The sequence below is a fragment of the Geodermatophilus sp. DSM 44513 genome, from assembly GCF_032460525.1.
GTDB lineage: Bacteria > Actinomycetota > Actinomycetes > Mycobacteriales > Geodermatophilaceae > Geodermatophilus.
The window spans coordinates 3222439-3238284 of the sequence record NZ_CP135963.1; the positions used below are offsets into that span (position 1 = coordinate 3222439).

16 protein-coding genes are annotated in these 15846 nt (G+C 75.0%); 1 reads left to right on the plus strand and 15 read right to left on the minus strand.

The annotated features are described in order from the left end of the window. Window positions 1-150 precede the first annotated feature (150 nt). The 8 genes from dapB to RTG05_RS15645 form a co-directional block, all read right to left on the minus strand. Entirely contained in the window at window positions 151-927 is a 777-nt protein-coding gene (gene dapB, locus RTG05_RS15610) for a 4-hydroxy-tetrahydrodipicolinate reductase (protein WP_166525877.1), read from the minus strand. Window positions 928-970: 43 nt separating this feature from the next. After that, window positions 971-1339 (minus strand): VanZ family protein, encoded by a 369-nt coding sequence (locus RTG05_RS15615; protein ID WP_166525878.1) that lies wholly within the window; start codon window positions 1337-1339, stop codon window positions 971-973. Next, complete coding sequence (locus tag RTG05_RS15620; RefSeq protein ID WP_166525879.1) at window positions 1339-2715, minus strand: M16 family metallopeptidase; 1377 nt, start codon at window positions 2713-2715, stop codon at window positions 1339-1341. Before RTG05_RS15620 ends, RTG05_RS15615 begins: the two co-directional genes overlap by 1 nt. Beyond that, window positions 2712-4988 (minus strand): polyribonucleotide nucleotidyltransferase, encoded by a 2277-nt coding sequence (locus RTG05_RS15625; protein ID WP_315911942.1) that lies wholly within the window; start codon window positions 4986-4988, stop codon window positions 2712-2714. The genes RTG05_RS15620 and RTG05_RS15625 overlap by 4 nt, the downstream gene beginning before the upstream one ends. Window positions 4989-5253: 265 nt before the next feature. Further along, entirely contained in the window at window positions 5254-5523 is a 270-nt protein-coding gene (gene rpsO, locus RTG05_RS15630) for a 30S ribosomal protein S15 (RefSeq protein WP_166525880.1), read from the minus strand. A gap of 152 nt (window positions 5524-5675) precedes the next feature. After that, window positions 5676-6680, minus strand: coding sequence for a bifunctional riboflavin kinase/FAD synthetase (locus RTG05_RS15635; RefSeq protein WP_166525881.1), 1005 nt, complete (start codon window positions 6678-6680; stop codon window positions 5676-5678). Between the two features lie 4 nt (window positions 6681-6684). Continuing rightward, on the minus strand, window positions 6685-7824 hold the full coding sequence (locus RTG05_RS15640) for a branched-chain amino acid aminotransferase (protein ID WP_166525882.1): 1140 nt from the start codon (window positions 7822-7824) through the stop codon (window positions 6685-6687). A gap of 110 nt (window positions 7825-7934) precedes the next feature. Beyond that, window positions 7935-8258, minus strand: coding sequence for an antibiotic biosynthesis monooxygenase family protein (locus RTG05_RS15645; protein WP_166525883.1), 324 nt, complete (start codon window positions 8256-8258; stop codon window positions 7935-7937). Window positions 8259-8335: 77 nt separating this feature from the next. On the opposite strand from RTG05_RS15645, the gene RTG05_RS15650 reads away from it, so the two are divergent. Then, window positions 8336-9016 carry an HAD family hydrolase gene (locus RTG05_RS15650; protein WP_166525884.1) on the plus strand — a complete coding sequence of 227 codons (681 nt, stop codon included), beginning with the start codon at window positions 8336-8338 and terminating at the stop codon, window positions 9014-9016. 66 nt (window positions 9017-9082) lie between these two features. On the opposite strand, the gene truB is transcribed toward RTG05_RS15650, so the two are convergent. The 7 genes from truB to infB form a co-directional block, all read right to left on the minus strand. Next, entirely contained in the window at window positions 9083-9997 is a 915-nt protein-coding gene (gene truB / locus RTG05_RS15655) for a tRNA pseudouridine(55) synthase TruB (protein WP_315911943.1), read from the minus strand. Then, a complete protein-coding gene (locus tag RTG05_RS15660) occupies window positions 9994-11277 on the minus strand; it encodes an MATE family efflux transporter (RefSeq protein WP_166525885.1) in 1284 nt (427 codons plus the stop codon). The genes truB and RTG05_RS15660 overlap by 4 nt, the downstream gene beginning before the upstream one ends. A gap of 98 nt (window positions 11278-11375) precedes the next feature. Then, window positions 11376-12377, minus strand: coding sequence for a DHH family phosphoesterase (locus RTG05_RS15665; protein ID WP_166525886.1), 1002 nt, complete (start codon window positions 12375-12377; stop codon window positions 11376-11378). Continuing rightward, window positions 12374-12616 carry a hypothetical protein gene (locus RTG05_RS15670; RefSeq protein ID WP_166525887.1) on the minus strand — a complete coding sequence of 81 codons (243 nt, stop codon included), beginning with the start codon at window positions 12614-12616 and terminating at the stop codon, window positions 12374-12376. The genes RTG05_RS15665 and RTG05_RS15670 overlap by 4 nt, the downstream gene beginning before the upstream one ends. Beyond that, a complete protein-coding gene (rbfA, locus tag RTG05_RS15675) occupies window positions 12613-13122 on the minus strand; it encodes a 30S ribosome-binding factor RbfA (protein WP_166525888.1) in 510 nt (169 codons plus the stop codon). Before rbfA ends, RTG05_RS15670 begins: the two co-directional genes overlap by 4 nt. A gap of 86 nt (window positions 13123-13208) precedes the next feature. Then, window positions 13209-13505 carry a DUF503 domain-containing protein gene (locus RTG05_RS15680; protein WP_166525889.1) on the minus strand — a complete coding sequence of 99 codons (297 nt, stop codon included), beginning with the start codon at window positions 13503-13505 and terminating at the stop codon, window positions 13209-13211. A gap of 99 nt (window positions 13506-13604) precedes the next feature. Further along, window positions 13605-15437, minus strand: a complete 1833-nt coding sequence (gene infB, locus RTG05_RS15685) for a translation initiation factor IF-2 (protein ID WP_315912582.1) — start codon at window positions 15435-15437, stop codon at window positions 13605-13607. Window positions 15438-15846: the final 409 nt, after the last annotated feature.

The window sequence follows — 15846 nt, forward strand, 5'->3', positions numbered from 1 at the left end:
CGGCTCGCGGAGCCCGCACCCCGGGGGGTGCTCTCCGCGGCCCTGTCGGGCCCGTCCGGCGCGAGAGAGACGATACACGACGCCCGGGGTCCGTGCGCAACTCGGCCGGGGGCGGCGCCCGTCACAGCCGGCGACGCGGGACGCGGCCGGCTACAGGTCGAGGAAGGACTCGATCCCGACGGTGAGGCCCGGGCGGCGGGCCACCTCGCGGACGGCCAGCAGGACACCCGGCATGAAGGACGCCCGGTCGTAGGAGTCGTGCCGCAGGGTCAGGGTCTCCCCGTCCGCCCCCATGAGCACCTCCTGGTGGGCGACCAGCCCGGTCAGCCGGACGGCGTGCACCGGGACGCCGTCGACGTCGGCCCCGCGTGCTCCGGGGAGGGCGTCGGTGGTCGCGTCGGGGGCCGGCGGCAGGCCGGCCGCGCGGCGGGCGCCGGCGACCAGGCGGGCGGTCCGGGCCGCCGTCCCCGAGGGTGCGTCGACCTTGCCGGGGTGGTGCAGCTCGACGATCTCCGTGGACGGGAAGAACCGGGCCGCCTCCTGGGCGAAGCGCATGAGCAGCACGGCGCCGATGCCGAAGTTGGGCGCGACCACGACCCCGAGGTCCGGCTTGGAGCGCAGCCACCCGGCCACGGTGGCCAGCCGCTCCTCGTCGAAGCCGGTGGTGCCGACGACGCAGTGGATGTCGTGGTCGACGCAGAAGCGGATGTTGTCCATGACGACGTCGGGCCGGGTGAAGTCGACGACCACCTGCGCCCCGGCGTTGGCCACGTCGAACAACCAGTCTCCGGCGTCGACCATCGCCACCAGCTCGAGGTCCTCGGCGGCGTTGACGGCCCGGACCACCTCGGCCCCCATGCGGCCCCGCGCCCCCAGGACACCGACGGTGGTGTGGTGCTGCTCCGGGAGGGGGTCGCTGGTGGTCACCGGGTCAGGCTTCCCGCCGGGACCCCGCCGTGCAAGACAGCGCTCAGGCCGGCCGGCGCCGCCCGGCCCGGCTCCACAGCAGCAGACCGGCGAGGACGCCGGCCACGTCGGCGACCCCGTCGGCCACCGAGGCCGAGCGCCCGAGGGCGGGCAGGCCCTGGACCACCTCGCTGACGGCGGCGTAGGCGACCAGGGCCGCGGCGAGGACCGCGGGCCGGGCGCCCGCCCACCGGCCGCTGACCGCCAGGGCCGCGAAGAGCAGCAGGTGCACCGCCTTGTCCACCCCGGGCGGTGAGGACGGGACGTCGTCCGCCGGGGCGAAGAGGACCGCGAACGACACCAGGACGGCCACCGCGAACACCCCGCGCGCGAGCACGCCGGGGGCGGCGGGGACCGGGGTCGGACGGCGCATCAGAGCCGGTCGAGCTCCGACTCGCGGTAGGGACCCACCACCGCCAGGCAGGTGTCGCGGGTGAGCAGGTCGGCGGCGACGGCACGCACCTGCCCCTCCTCGACGCCGTCCAGGCGGGCGAGCACCTCCCGCACCGGCAGGTACTCGCCGTGGGACAGCTCGCTCTTGCCCAGCCGGCTCATCCGCGAGCCGGTGTCCTCCAGGCCGAGCACCAGGCCGCCCTTGAGCTGGCCGCGCCCGCGGGCGACCTCCTCGGGCGTCAGGCCGTCGGCCGCGACGCGGGCGAGCTCCTCGCGCACGATCCGCAGCACCTCGGGCACCCGCTTGGGCGAGCAGCCGGCGTAGACGGAGAAGGAGCCGGTGCCCGCGTAGTGCGACAGCGCGGACCCCACGCTGTACACCAGCCCGCGCTTTTCCCGGATCTCCTGGAACAGCCGCGAGCTCATGCCCCCGCCGACGGCGGTCTCCATGACCGCCGCCGCGTACCGCCGCGGGTCGAGCCGGCCCAGGCCCACCGAGCCGAGCAGCAGGTGCGTCTGCTCGGTGCGCCGGCGGACCAGGCCGGTGGGTCGGGCCGGCGTGCTCGCCGCGCCCTCCTCGCCCTGTCGCAGCGGGGCCGGCCGGGCCGGGCCCGACAGCCGGGACCCGAAGGCGGCGGTGACCAGGTCGAGCACCTGCCGGTGGTCCACCCGGCCGGCGGCGGCGACCACGACGGAGGGGACGGTGTAGCGCCGGCGGTACCACCCGTCCACGTCGTCCCGGGTCAGGGCCTCGATGGACTCCACGGTGCCGAGCACCGAGCGGCCCAGTGCCGTCCCCCCGAAGAGGGTCTCGGCGAACAGGTCGTGCACGAGGTCGGCGGGCTCGTCGTCGCGCATGGCGATCTCCTCGAGCACCACCGTCCGCTCGCTCTCCAGGTCCGCGGCGGTGTTCAGCGCGTCGGTGACCAGGTCCCCGAGCAGGGTGACGGCCAGCGGCAGGTCGCTGGCGAGCACGTTGGCGTAGTAGCAGGTGTGCTCCTTGGCGGTGAAGGCGTTCATCTCACCGCCGACGGCGTCCATGGCCGTCGCGATCTCCAGCGCGCCGCGGCTGCCCGTGCCCTTGAACAGCAGGTGCTCCAGGAAGTGCGAGGAGCCGGCGACGGCGTCGGTCTCGTCGCGCGACCCGACGCCGACCCAGATCCCGACCGTCGCCGAGAGCACCCCGGGCATCGTCTCGGTGAGCACCCGCAGGCCCCCGGGCAGCTCGGTGCGCTCGACGGTGCCGCCGACCTCGTCGACGTCGAGGACCACGGTGTCCCCGACACCGGCCGGGGCCGGGACGGGTGCGGCACCCGTCCCGGCCCCGGTCAGGGTCGACCTCGCGGGCTCGGTCATGCCCCCGCAGGTGCCGGCTCGGCGTCACCGGCCGGGGCGGCGTCGGCGGCCGCGGCGTCGCCCTCGGCCACGACGGGCACCAGGCTGATCTTGCCGCGGGCGTCGATGTCGGTGATCTCGACCTGCAGCTTGTCGCCGACGTTGACGACGTCCTCGACCTTGCCGATGCGCTTGCCGGCGCCGAGCTTGCTGATGTGCACCAGCCCGTCCTTGCCCGGCAGCAGGGAGACGAAGGCGCCGAACGGCGTGGTCTTGACGACCGTGCCGAGGAAGCGCTCGCCGACCTTGGGCATCTGCGGGTTGGCGATGGCGTTGATCCGGTCCACCGCGGCCTGGGCCGAGGGGCCGTCGGAGGCGCCGACGTAGATGGTGCCGTCGTCCTCGATGGTGATGTCCGCGCCGGTCTCGTCCTGGATCGAGTTGATCATCTGGCCCTTGGGGCCGATGACCGCGCCGATCTTGTCGACCGGGATGCGCACCGTGGTGACCCGCGGCGCGTACGGGCTCATCTCGTCGGGGCCGTCGATGGCCTCGCCCATGACGTCCAGGATGTGCAGCCGGGCGGCGCGGGCCTGAGTCAGCGCCTGGGCGAGCACGTCGGAGGGGATGCCGTCGAGCTTGGTGTCCAGCTGCAGCGCGGTGACGAACTCCCGGGTGCCGGCGACCTTGAAGTCCATGTCACCGAAGGCGTCCTCGGCACCGAGGATGTCGGTCAGCGCGACGTACTCGGTCTTCCCGTCCACCTCGTCGGAGACCAGGCCCATCGCGATGCCCGCGACCGGGGCGCGCAGCGGCACACCGGCGTTGAGCAGCGCGAGGGTGGAGGCGCAGACCGAGCCCATGGACGTCGAGCCGTTGGACCCCAGCGCCTCCGACACCTGCCGGATGGCGTAGGGGAACTCCTCGCGGTCGGGCAGCACCGGCAGCAGGGCGCGCTCGGCGAGCGCGCCGTGGCCGATCTCGCGGCGCTTGGGCGAGCCCACGCGGCCGGTCTCGCCCGTGGAGAACGGCGGGAAGTTGTAGTTGTGCATGTAGCGCTTGCGGTTGACCGGGGACAGCGTGTCCAGCTGCTGCTCCATCCGGAGCATGTTCAGCGTCGTGACGCCCAGGATCTGGGTCTCGCCGCGCTCGAACAGCGCCGAGCCGTGCACCCGTGGGATGACCTCGACCTCGGCCGACAGCGGCCGGATGTCGGTCAGGCCGCGACCGTCGATGCGGACCTTGTCGCGCAGGATCCGCTGGCGGACGACCTTCTTGGTCAGCGCGCGGAAGGCACCGGAGACCTCCTTGTCGCGACCCTCGAACTGCCCGGCCAGCGCCGCCTTGACGCGGTCCTTGAGCGCGTCGGTGGCCTCCTCGCGCTCGTGCTTGCCGGCGATCTGCTGGGCCTGCGCGAGCTCGTCGCCGACCTGGGCCTCGACGGCGGCGTAGACGTCGTCGGAGTAGTCCAGGAAGCGGGGGAAGTCCGCGACCGGCTTGGCGGCCTTCTCCGCCAGCGCGGACTGGGCGTCGCACAGCGCCTTGATGAAGGGCTTGGCGGCCTCCAGGCCCTGGGCCACGACCTCCTCGGTCGGCGCCGGGGCGCCACCGGCGACCAGCGCGATCGTCTTCTCGGTGGCCTCCGCCTCGACCATCATGATCGCGACGTCGCCGTCGGGGAGCACGCGGCCGGCCACGACCATGTCGAAGACGGCGTCCTCGAGCTCGGCGTGGGTCGGGAAGCCCACCCACTGGCCGTTGACGAGGGCCACGCGGGTGCCGCCGACCGGGCCGGAGAACGGCAGGCCGGACAGCTGGGTCGACGCCGACGCGCCGTTGATGGCCAGCACGTCGTAGAGGTGGTCGGGGTCCAGCGACAGGACGGTGATGACGACCTGGACCTCGTTGCGCAGGCCCTTGGCGAAGGTCGGGCGCAGCGGGCGGTCGATGAGCCGGCAGGTGAGGATCGCGTCCTCGCTGGGGCGGCCCTCGCGGCGGAAGAACGAGCCGGGGATGCGCCCGGCGGCGTACATGCGCTCCTCGACGTCCACCGTCAGCGGGAAGAAGTCGAAGTGCTCCTTGGGCTGGCGGCCGGCCGTGGTGGCCGACAGCAGCATGGTGTCGCCCATGGTGACGACGACGGAGCCGGCGGCCTGGCGGGCCAGCCGGCCGGTCTCGAAGGTGACGGTGCGGCTGCCGAAGCTGCCGTTGTCGATGACCGCGGTGGCGGTGGTGACCCCGTCCTCGGGGTCGAACTCCGCTGTGGTGCCGTTCAGGGTGGTGGGTGCGGACACGGTGTCCTCTTCCTACGTCGCATGCGGCGACGTCGTCTGCGGCGCTGGGCGCCGGGTGTCCTCTTCGTGGCCTCGCGCCTGACTGCGCCGGGGTGACCGGTCTTCGATCGAAGCTCCCGGGTGCCGCTCCTGGGTGCGGAGCGTCCGCCCGGGGGCCACCACCGAGGACCGACCAGCGCCGGGGTCGGGGCGCAGGGCCCTGGTCCCGTGCGGCAGGCGCCGCACGGACGAGGGGACCGTCCCGGCCGGGACGGTCCCCTCTGGTTCACCGGCGCAGGCCGAGCCGCTCGATGAGCGACCGGTACCGGCTGATGTCGGTCTTGGCCAGGTAGTTGAGCAACCGGCGGCGCCGACCGACGAGCAGCAGCAGCCCCCGCCGGCTGTGGTGGTCGTGCTTGTGCATCTTGAGGTGCTCGGTGAGGTCGCTGATCCGGCGGGTCAGCATCGCGACCTGCACCTCGGGCGAGCCGGTGTCCTTCTCGACCGTCGCGTAGTCGGTCATGATCTGCTGCTTGGTCGCGCTGTCCAGCGCCATGGTCGCCCTCCTGGGCAGGTCGGGTGTGGCCCCCGGTCTGGGTCACGAGGGCAGGCTGCGCACACGTCGGGTCGCCCCGACACCGTGCGACGATACGCCGTCCCCGCGGGGGCCCGGCCGCCAGGTGGCCGACCGGCCCCGGCCGGCCGGGCTCAGCCCACGCCGGGCACGGCGTCCGGCCGGGGCGCCGTCCCGTACGCCGACGCGGTGACCTCCCGGGTGCGGCGGACGTCGTGGTCCATGGCGGCGACCAGCTCGTCCACGCCGGCGAAGGTGGTCATCGGGCGCAGCCGCTGCACGAACTCCACCCCGACGTGCTCGCCGTAGAGGTCGCCGTCGAAGTCCAGCAGGTACGCCTCGACCGTGCGCCGGCTGCCCTGGAAGGTCGGGTTGGTGCCGACCGAGACAGCCGCCGGGGAGGTGCGCACGCTGGCGCCCGTGCGCGGGTCGAGCAGCACGAGCCCGCCGGCGTACACGCCGTCGGCGGGGACCGCGGTGTACGGCGGGGACTGCACGTTGGCCGTCGGGTAACCCAGCTCGCGCCCCCGCCGCTCCCCGCGGACGACGACGCCCTCGATGCGGTGCGGCCGGCCCAGCGCGCGGGCGGCGGCCTCCATGTCCCCGGCGGCGACGCACGCGCGGACGTAGGTCGAGGAGATGGTGATCTCCCCGTCGGCGGAGCTGTCCCCGGCCAGGGACACCCCCTCCACGGTGAAGCCGAAGCGGCGGCCCTCCTGGGCCAGCGTGGTGACCGTGCCGGCCGCCCGGTGGCCGTAGGTGAAGTTCTCCCCCACCACGACCGAGGCGGCGTGCAGGTGCTCGACGAGCACGGTGTGGGTGAAGGTCTCCGGGGCCAGCCGCTGGAACTCCGGGGTGAAGGGCAGCACGCACATCGCGTCGACCCCGAGCGCGGCCACCAGCTCGGCCTTGCGGTCCAGCGAGGTGAGGATCGCGGGGTGCGACCCGGGCCGCACCACCTCCGAGGGGTGCGGGTCGAAGGTGAGCAGCAGGCAGGGGCGGCCCAGCGAGCGGGCCCGCCGCACCGCGGTGCCGATCAGCTCCTGGTGACCGCGGTGCACGCCGTCGTACATGCCCACGGTGACCACGGTGCGTCCCAGGTCGCCCGGGGTGGCCTCCAGCCCCCGCCAGCGCAGCACGGTGTCAGGCGACCCGGTGCAGCCAGCCGTGGGTGTCGGGCACCCGGCCGTGCTGGACGTCGAGCAGGTGCGCGCGCAGCTGCGTGGTCAGCGGCCCGGCCCCGCCGTCGCCGACGGTGAAGTCACCGGTGCGCGCCCGGACCTGGCCGATCGGCGTGATGACCGCCGCGGTGCCGCAGGCGAAGGTCTCGGTGACCGTGCCGTCGGCGACGCCGGAGCGCCACTCCTCCAGGCTCACCCTCCGCTCGGTGACCCGGTGGCCGTGCTCGCGGGCGACGGTGACCAGCGAGTCGCGGGTGATGCCCGGCAGCAGCGTGCCGGACAGCTCGGGGGTGACCAGTTCGGCGTCGTCCCCGGACCCCAGGACGAAGAACAGGTTCATCCCGCCCAGCTCCTCGATGTACCGCTTCTCCACCGCGTCGAGGTACACCACCTGGTCACAGCCCAGCGCGCTGGCCTGCTGCTGGGGCCGCAGGCTGGCGGCGTAGTTGCCGGCGCACTTGACGTCGCCGGTGCCGCCCGGCGCGGCCCGGACGTAGTCCTCGGAGACGTACACCGACACCGGGTGGACCCCCCGGGGGAAGTACGCGCCGGCCGGGCTGGCGATGACCAGGAACAGGTACTCGTGGGCCGGGCGGACGCCGAGGAAGGGCTCGGTCGCCAGCTGGTAGGGCCGCAGGTAGAGGGTCTGGTCGGGGCCGGTGGGGACCCAGGCCCGGTCGGTGTCGACCAGGGCGTCGACGGCGGTGAGGAAGGCCTCCTCCGGCACCGGCGGCATGGCCAGCCGCTCCGCGCTGCGGACGAACCGGGCGGCGTTGGCCTCCGGGCGGAAGGTGGCCACGCTGCCGTCGGGCTGGGCGTAGGCCTTGAGGCCCTCGAAGATCGACTGCGCGTAGTGGAGGGCAGCGGTGGCCGGGTCCAGCTGCAGCGGCGCGTACTGCGTCAGCCGGGCGTCGTGCCAGCCCTCCCCCTCCCGGTAGCGGGCCACGAACATCGAGTCGGTGAAGTAGCGGCCGAACCCCGGGTCGGCCAGCAGCGCGTCGCGCTCGGCGGCCGGTCGGCGCGACACGTCCTCCACGACCACCGGCACGCCCCCGGTGAACACCCGGGAGGGGGTACGGCTGGGGCTGAGCGTGTCGGTCATGGCTCCCACCTGCGGCGTGCGCGGTCCCGAGGGGCGGCCCGGCAGGCGCCGGACCGCCCGCCCACCCTAGCTCCGCCGCGGTCCGGTCCGGTGCACACCGGCACGGCCGGTCACGGCCGGTCGGGCGCGGAGCTCTCGACCACCGCGTAGGACCACAGGTGGGAGGAGTCGCCGGCCGCCGGCGCCAGCTCGGACCCGCCGCCGGAGTGCGCGCGGGCGAAGTCCTGACCGGACTCCCAGGCCCGGTAGGCCTCCTCGCTCTCCCAGCGGGTGTAGACCAGGTACTGGTCGGTGCCCTCCAGGGGGCGCAGCAGCTCGAACCACTCGAACCCATCGGTGCTCTGCACCGCTCCGGCCCGTCCGCGGAACCGCTCCTCGAAGCGCTCCCTGGCGTGCTCGGGCACGCTGATCGCGTTGATCTTCACGACGCTCATGGACGCCCCCTTCCCGCCGGGGACACCGGTCAACCCACGGTCCTGCGGGCGGCCCCGGCCCGGGCGAGGATGGCCCGATGACCGCCGCCCCCCGTCCCGGTGTGCTCTTCGACGTCGACGGCACCCTGCTGGACACCAACTACCTGCAGACGCTCGCCTGGTGGCGGGCCTTCCGCGACACCGGTCACCCCGAGGTGTCGATGGCCGCCTGCCACCGCGCGATCGGCATCGCCAGCGCCGGCCTGGTCGAGCACCTGCTGGGCGACGACGTCCCCGACGGGGAGGCGATCACCGGCGCCAAGGACGAGCGGTACGAGCCGCTGCGCGAGCTCGTGGTCGCCTTCCCCGGTGTCGAGGACCTGCTGGCGGCCTGCCGGGAGCGCGACCTGGCGGTGGTGCTCGCCACCAGCGGCGAGGAGTCCGACCTGGAGTGGATGGTGCCGGCCATCGGCGGCGAGGACGTCGTCGACGGCGCCACCACCTCCGGCGACGTGGCGACGGCCAAGCCCGCGCCGGACCTGCTGCAGACGGCCGCCGACAGCCACGGGCTGGACCGCGGTCGCACCGTCGCGGTCGGCGACACCGTGTGGGACGTCCGGGCCGCGCGGGACGCCGGGATGCCGTGCATCGCCCTCACCTGCGGCGGGATCTCGCGGGCGGAGCTGGAGGAGGCCGGCGCCGACGAGGTCTACGACGACCCGGCCGACCTGCTGGCCCACCTCGACGACTCCCTCATCGGCCGGGTCGCCCGCGGATGAAGGACCCCTGCCCTCCGCCGCTCGCGAGCTCGCGTCGGGACCCGGCACGGGGGCCGTTCCCGATCGTCAGCCGGGCGGGAAGCCGACGGTGACGCGGGCGGTGGTGCCGGCGTCCTCGACCAGCGCCACCAGCCGGCCCCCGCCGTCGACGGCGGCGTGCGGGCCGGGGGCGCCGGTGGCCGGGATGCGCTGCCCGTACCCCAGGGCGCGGGCCTCCTCCGCGGTGAGCGTGCGGACGGGGAACACGGCGCGGGCGGCGGCGGTCAGGCCGAGCACCCCCGCCGTCCCCCCCTCGGCCAGCGCCCGGCCCGCCTCCTCCACCGGCGCGGCGTCGGCCACCGCGAAGGGTCCCGACGCGGTGCGCCGCAGGGCGGTGAGGTGCCCACCGACGCCGAGCGCGGCTCCGGCGTCGCGGGCGATGGCGCGCACGTAGGTGCCGGCGCTGCAGGTGACGGTCACGTCGACGTCGACCAGGTCCGGGGTGGGGCGGGTGACGCGGTGGACGTCGAGTCGGTGCACGGTGACCGCCCGGGGTTCCAGCACGACCTCCTCGCCGGCCCGCACCCGGTCGTAGGAGCGCCGGCCGGCGACCTTGACCGCGCTGACCGAGGAGGGCACCTGCCGCAGCGGGCCGGTCTGCGCGGCCAGCGCGGCGGTGACGGCGGCCTCGTCCAGGGCGGCGGCGGAGGTGGTGGCGAGGACCTCGCCCTCCCGGTCGTCGGTGACGGTGGCCTGCCCGAGCCGGATGGTGGCCTCGTAGGTCTTGTCGTGCCCGCCGACGTACCCGAGCAGCCGGGTCGCGGCGCCCACGCCGAGGACCAGCAGGCCGGTGGCCATGGGGTCCAGCGTGCCGGCGTGGCCGACCCGGCGCACCGACAGCACCCGCCGGGCCTGGGCGACGACGTCGTGGGAGGTCATCCCGCCGGGCTTGTCGACCAGCAGGAGGCCCGGGGGGACGTCGGCGTCGGGACGGCGGCTCACGCCGTCACGGTGTCAGGTGCGCTCAGCCACCGGTCCCCCGCCACCCGGAGGAGGACGGCGACCAGCCGCAGGGCGACGAAGAGGGTCAGGCCGGTCCACACCCCGGCCAGTCCCCACCCGAGCGGGACGGCGAGCAGGGACAGCGGCAGGAAGCCGACGAGGGCCGCGGCGACGGTCACCGTGCGCAGGTAGCCGACGTCGCCGGCACCCATCAGCACGCCGTCCAGGGCGAAGACCACGCCGGCCAGCGGCTGCAGCCCGGCCAGGAACCACCAGGCGACGGCGGCCTGCGCGAGCACGGCGGGGTCGTCGGTGAACAGCGGCAGGACCACGGGGCGCAGCGCCAGCAGCAGCACGGCCACGAGCGCGCCGGTGCCCAGCCCCCAGCGGGTGACCCGGCGGGCGGTGTCGCGGGCGGCGTCCGGCCGGCCGGCGCCGAGGGCCTGGCCGACGAGGGTCTGCGCGGCGATGGCGTAGGCGTCGAGCACCAGGGCGAGGAAGAAGAAGAACTGGACGGCGATCTGGTGGGCGCCGAGCTCGGCGGTGCCGGCACGGGCGACCACCCCGGTGGCGACGAGGAAGGACAGTTGCAGCACCGCGGCGCGCAGCAGCAGGTCGCGGCCGATGACCAGCTGGGCGCGCAGGGCGGCCGGCCGGGGCCGCCGGGGGACGCCCTCGCGCAGCAGCGCCCGGACGAACAACCCGGCGGTCAGCGCCTGACCGGCCACGTTGGCCACCGCCGACCCGACCAGGCCCAGGCCCGCCGGGTGCACCAGCAGCGGGCAGAGGACCAGGCTCGCCAGGCTGCCGGCCAGCACGTAGCGCACCGGGCGGCGCAGCTCCTGCACGCCGCGCAGCCACCCGTTGCCGGCCAGGGAGACCAGCAGCAGCGGCGCCCCGAGGGAGGCCACCCGCAGCCAGTCCTCCCCCGCGGCAGCGACCGGGCCCGCCCCGCCGGCCAGCAGCCGGGTGAGCGGGCCGGCCAGCAGCTGGAACAGCACCAGCACCGCCAGGCCGAGGGCCAGTGCCAGCCAGGTGGCCTGCACGCCCTCGGCGACGGCGCCGGCCCGGTCGCCGGCACCGGCGCGGCGGGCGGCGCGGGCCGTGGTGCCGTAGGCGAGGAAGTTCAGCAGCGCCGCCGCCCAGGCCAGCAGGCCGCCGCCGACGGCGAGCCCGCCCAGGGCCACCGTGCCGAGGTTCCCGACGACGGCGGTGTCGACCAGCAGGTACAGCGGCTCGGCGGCCAGCACGACCAGCGCGGGGGCGGCCAGCGCGAGCACCGACGGCGTCCTCGGGGCGACATGGGCAGTCTCGTGCGCTCCCACCGTCGGATCCGTGCGAGATCGCCGATCTCGCCGGGAGCCGGAGGGGTGGGGCATCAGCCGGAGAGCTGGGCGCGGACGGTCTCGACGGTCTCGTGGAGGTCCAGGTGGGAGGTGAACCCGGCGGCCGCGCGGTGGCCCCCGCCGCCGAGCGCCGTCGCCACGCGGGCGACGTCGGTGGCACCGCGGGAGCGCAGCGACACCACCCAGCTGCCGTCGTCCTGCCCCTTGAGCACGCAGGCGACGTCGGCCTCCCGGGTGGACCGGACGACGTCGACCAGTGCCTCCAGCTGCTCGCCGGGCAGGCCGTGCTCGGTGGCCTCGGCGGTGCTCGACCAGGTCCAGACCAGCCCGGCGCCGACGTCGGCCTCGAGCACGGCCCGACCGGCCGCGACCGACAGCAGCCCCAGCCAGCCGAACGGCGCGGTGTCGAACAACCGCTGGCCGATCGCGGCGTGGTCGATGCCGGTGGCCAGCAGCCGGGCGGCGAGCAGGTGGGTGTCGGGGCGGGTGCTGCCGAACCGGAAGGACCCGGTGTCGGCGGTCAACCCGGCGTACAGGCAGGTGGCCAGCCGCTGGTCGAGGGCGACCCCGAGGGCGTCCAGCAGGTCCGCGACCAGGACGGCCGTGGCCGGTGCGGTGGGGTCGACGACGCGGACGTCGCCGAAGCCGGGGTTGCTGGCGTGGTGGTCGACGACCACGGAGGTCCCCGCGCCGTCCAGCAGCGCGGCCAGCTCCCCCAGCCGGCCCGGTGAGGCGGCGTCCAGGCTCACGAACACCTCGGGCGCGGCCGGCACGGCCGCCGACGGGACCAGGTCCTCGGCCCCGGGCAGCCAGGCCAGCGACGCCGGCAGGGTGAACGGGTCCGGGATGGTGGCGAGCACCCGCGCACCGCGGCGGCGCAGGCCCTCGGCGAGGGCCAGCGTGCTGCCGAGCGCGTCGGCGTCGGGCTGCACGTGCCCGGAGAGGACGACGGTGGCCCCGGCCGTGGCGGCGGCGTCCAGCACGGCCGCGGCCCGGCCGCCCGGGAGGGTGCCGCCCGGGAGGGGGACCGTCACGCGTCCGGGCCGGGATCGGTGATCGGGGGGGCGTCCTCGTCCTCGGTCACCCGGCCGCCGCCGACCGCGTAGCCCTGCCCGTCGTCGGGCTCGTCGGCGGCGACGCTGGCGGTCTCGCCGATCTGGCCGCGCCGGCCGCCCCGGGTGGGGTCACCGGCGTCGGGTTCGGGCTGGCCCCCCAGCTCCGAGCGGCCGTGGCCCTCGTCGGACAGGTACGGGTCGGGGTCGTTCTCGCTCATCGCGCGCTCCTGCTGGCGGTGGGGGCGTCGGCGCCGTCGTCGGCGGGAGCGTGGTCCGCCGGGTCGTCGGCGTCCGCGTCGTCGTCCTCGGCCGGGCGGCGGTAGGGGTCGGCGTCGCCGGCGTACTCCGCGCCCGCCCGGATGCGGGCGAGCTCGGCGTCGGCGTGCCGGGCCCGCTCCAGGGCCTCGTCGAGCTCCCGGGCGGTGTCGGGCACGTGGTCGGCGACGAAGGTCAGCGTGGGCACGAACTTGATGCCGGTCTGCCGGCCCACCGTGGAGCGCAGCACCCCGGTGGCCGAGGTCAGCGCCTTGGCGGAGTCCTCGACCTGGGTGGCGTCGCCGTAGACGGTGTAGAAGACCGTCGCCTCCCGCAGGTCACTGGTGACCCGGGTGTCGGTGACGGTCACCATGCCCAGCCGCGGGTCCTTGACCTGGGTCTCGATCGCGGCGGAGACGATCTGACGGATGCGCACCGCCAACTTGCGGGCACGAGCCGGGTCGGCCATCGGTGGACCCCCTCCTCCCCGCCCCTCGCACGTTCGGGGCGGGACCCGGGAGGGGGCCACCCCCGCACGGCTCGGGGAAGGGGTCGTCATCGGTCGGAATCAGAGAACAGCTGGCGGTGCGTCGAGAGCAGCGTCACCTCCGGCCGCTCGGCCAGCAACCGCTCGCAGGCGTCCAGGACGTCGGTCACCTGGGCGGCGTCCCCGGCCACCGTCGCCACCCCGACCTGCACGCGGCGGTGCAGGTCCTGGTCACCGACCTCGGCGGCGGCGACGGTGTAGCGGCGCCGCAGCTCGGCGACGATCGGCCGGACGACGGCGCGCTTGCCCTTGAGCGAGTGCACGTCGCCCAGCAGCAGGTCAGCGGTCAGCGACCCGGTGAACACGGTAGAAGGACCCTCCTGCCCCCCAGCGCTCGCAGGCTCGCGCCGGGCCCCTGCAGGAGGGCCGGAGGCCCTCCTGCAGGGATCTGACGTCGCTCTGCGCTACGCGCGCGGCTTCTCGCGCATCTCGAAGGTCTCGATGACGTCCTCGGTCTTGATGTCGTTGAACGACCCCAGGCCGATGCCGCACTCGTAGCCCTCGCGGACCTCGGTCACGTCGTCCTTGAAGCGGCGCAGCGACTCGACGGTGAGGTTGTCGGCGACGACCACCCCGTCGCGCACCAGCCGGGCCTTGGAGTTCCGGGTGATCGTCCCGCTGCGGACGATGGAGCCCGCGACGTTGCCGATGCGCGGCACGCGGAAGACCTCGCGGACCTCCGCCGAGCCGAGCGCGATCTCCTCGTACTCCGGCTTGAGCATGCCCTTGAGGGCCGCCTCGATCTCCTCGATCGCCTGGTAGATGACCGAGTAGTACCGGACGTCGACGCCCTCGCGGTTGGCCAGCTCGGTGGCCTGGCCCTCGGCCCGGACGTTGAAGCCCAGGACGATGACGTCGTCGGCCAGCGCCAGGTCGATGTCGCTCTTGGTGATGCCGCCGACGCCGCGGTGGATGACCCGCAGCGAGATGTCGTCGCTCACCTCGATCTTCATCAGGGCCTCCTCGAGCGCCTCCACGGTGCCCGAGTTGTCGCCCTTGATGATCAGGTTGAGCTGGCGGTTCTCCTTGAGGGCGGCGTCGAGGTCCTCGAGGCTGATCCGCTTGCGCATGGAGGCGTTCTGCGCGTTGCGGATGCGGGCCTGGCGGCGGTCGGCGATCTGCCGGGCCACCCGGTCCTCCTCGACGACCAGGAAGGTGTCGCCGGCCCGGGGCACCGAGGTGAGACCCACGACCTGCACGGGGCGGGCCGGCAGGGCCTCCTTGAGCTTGTTGCCGTGCTCGTCGAGCAGTGAGCGGACGCGACCGTAGGCGTCGCCGGCCACGATCGAGTCGCCCTGGCGCAGCGTGCCGCGCTGGACGAGCACCGTGGCGACCGGGCCGCGGCCCTTGTCCAGCTTGCCCTCGATGACCACGCCCTGCGGGTCCTGCTCGGTGTTGGCGCGCAGGTCCAGCGAGGCGTCCGCGGTCAGCAGGATCGCCGTCTCCAGCTCGTCGAGGCCCTGGCGGGCGGTCGCGGAGACGTCGACGAACATCGTGTCGCCGCCGTACTCCTCCGCCACCAGCCCGTACTCGGTGAGCTGCTGGCGGATCTTGGCGGGGTTGGCCCCCTCCTTGTCGATCTTGTTGACCGCGACCACGATCGGCACCTCGGCGGCCTGGGCGTGGTTGAGCGCCTCGACCGTCTGGGGCATGACGCCGTCGTCGGCCGCGACGACCAGCACGACGATGTCGGTGACCTTCGCGCCACGGGCACGCATCGCGGTGAACGACTCGTGACCCGGGGTGTCGATGAAGGTGATCGGACGATCGTCGTCCTCCAGCCGGGTGACGATCTGGTAGGCGCCGATGTGCTGGGTGATGCCGCCGGCCTCGCGCGCCACCACGTTGGTGTTGCGGAGGGCGTCCAGCAGCTTGGTCTTGCCGTGGTCGACGTGACCCATGACGGTCACCACCGGCGGGCGGGCCGCCCAGTCCTCCTCGTCGCCCTCGTCACCGAAGGTGAGGTCGAAGGTCTCCAGCAGCTCCCGGTCCTCGTCCTCGGGGCTGACCACCTGGATGTCCCAGTCGATCTCGGCGCCGAGCAGCTGCAGCGTCTCGTCGTTGACCGACTGCGTCGCGGTGACCATCTCGCCCAGGTGGAACAGGGCGGTGACCAGCGCGGCCGGCTGGGCGCCGATCTTCTCGGCGAGGTCGGTCAGCGACGCACCGCGCGGCAGCCGGACGGTCTGCCCGTTGCCCCGCGGCAGGCTGACGCCGCCCATGCTGGGCGCCGCCATGGAGTCGAACTCCTGACGCCGCTGCTTCTTGCTCTTGCGACCGCGGACCGGACCGCGCCCGCCGGGACGGCCGAAGGCACCCGCGGTGCCCGCACCGGAGCCACCGCGACCCCGGCCGCGGCCACCGCCGCCACCGCTGCGGAAGCCACCACCGGCCGGCGCGCCGGCACCGGCACCGCCACCGCCGCCACCGGGGCGGAAGCCACCGCCACCGCCGCCGGGGCCACCGCCGGGGCGGCCGCGGCCTGCGCCGCCGGGTCCGCCACCGGGGCGGCCGGGACCGGCCGGGCGCGGCGGCATCATGCCGGGCGAGGGGCGCTGCGGCATCATGCCCGGGTTCGGGCGCGGGCCGCCGGGACCGGCCGCCGGGCGGGGACCGCCGGCACCGGGACCCGGGCGCGGACCGCCG

Bases quoted from the DNA above. Each gene is read 5' to 3' on its own strand.
- RTG05_RS15615 (WP_166525878.1), bottom strand. From the start codon at position 1,339: ATGCGCCGTCCGACCCCGGTCCCCGCCGCCCCCGGCGTGCTCGCGCGC.
- RTG05_RS15620 (WP_166525879.1), bottom strand. From the start codon at position 2,715: ATGACCGAGCCCGCGAGGTCGACCCTGACCGGGGCCGGGACGGGTGCC.
- rpsO (WP_166525880.1), bottom strand. From the start codon at position 5,523: ATGGCGCTGGACAGCGCGACCAAGCAGCAGATCATGACCGACTACGCG.
- RTG05_RS15640 (WP_166525882.1), bottom strand. From the start codon at position 7,824: ATGACCGACACGCTCAGCCCCAGCCGTACCCCCTCCCGGGTGTTCACC.
- RTG05_RS15645 (WP_166525883.1), bottom strand. From the start codon at position 8,258: ATGAGCGTCGTGAAGATCAACGCGATCAGCGTGCCCGAGCACGCCAGG.
- RTG05_RS15650 (WP_166525884.1), top strand. From the start codon at position 8,336: ATGACCGCCGCCCCCCGTCCCGGTGTGCTCTTCGACGTCGACGGCACC.
- RTG05_RS15670 (WP_166525887.1), bottom strand. From the start codon at position 12,616: ATGAGCGAGAACGACCCCGACCCGTACCTGTCCGACGAGGGCCACGGC.
- rbfA (WP_166525888.1), bottom strand. From the start codon at position 13,122: ATGGCCGACCCGGCTCGTGCCCGCAAGTTGGCGGTGCGCATCCGTCAG.
- infB (WP_315912582.1), bottom strand. From the start codon at position 15,437: ATGGCGGCGCCCAGCATGGGCGGCGTCAGCCTGCCGCGGGGCAACGGG.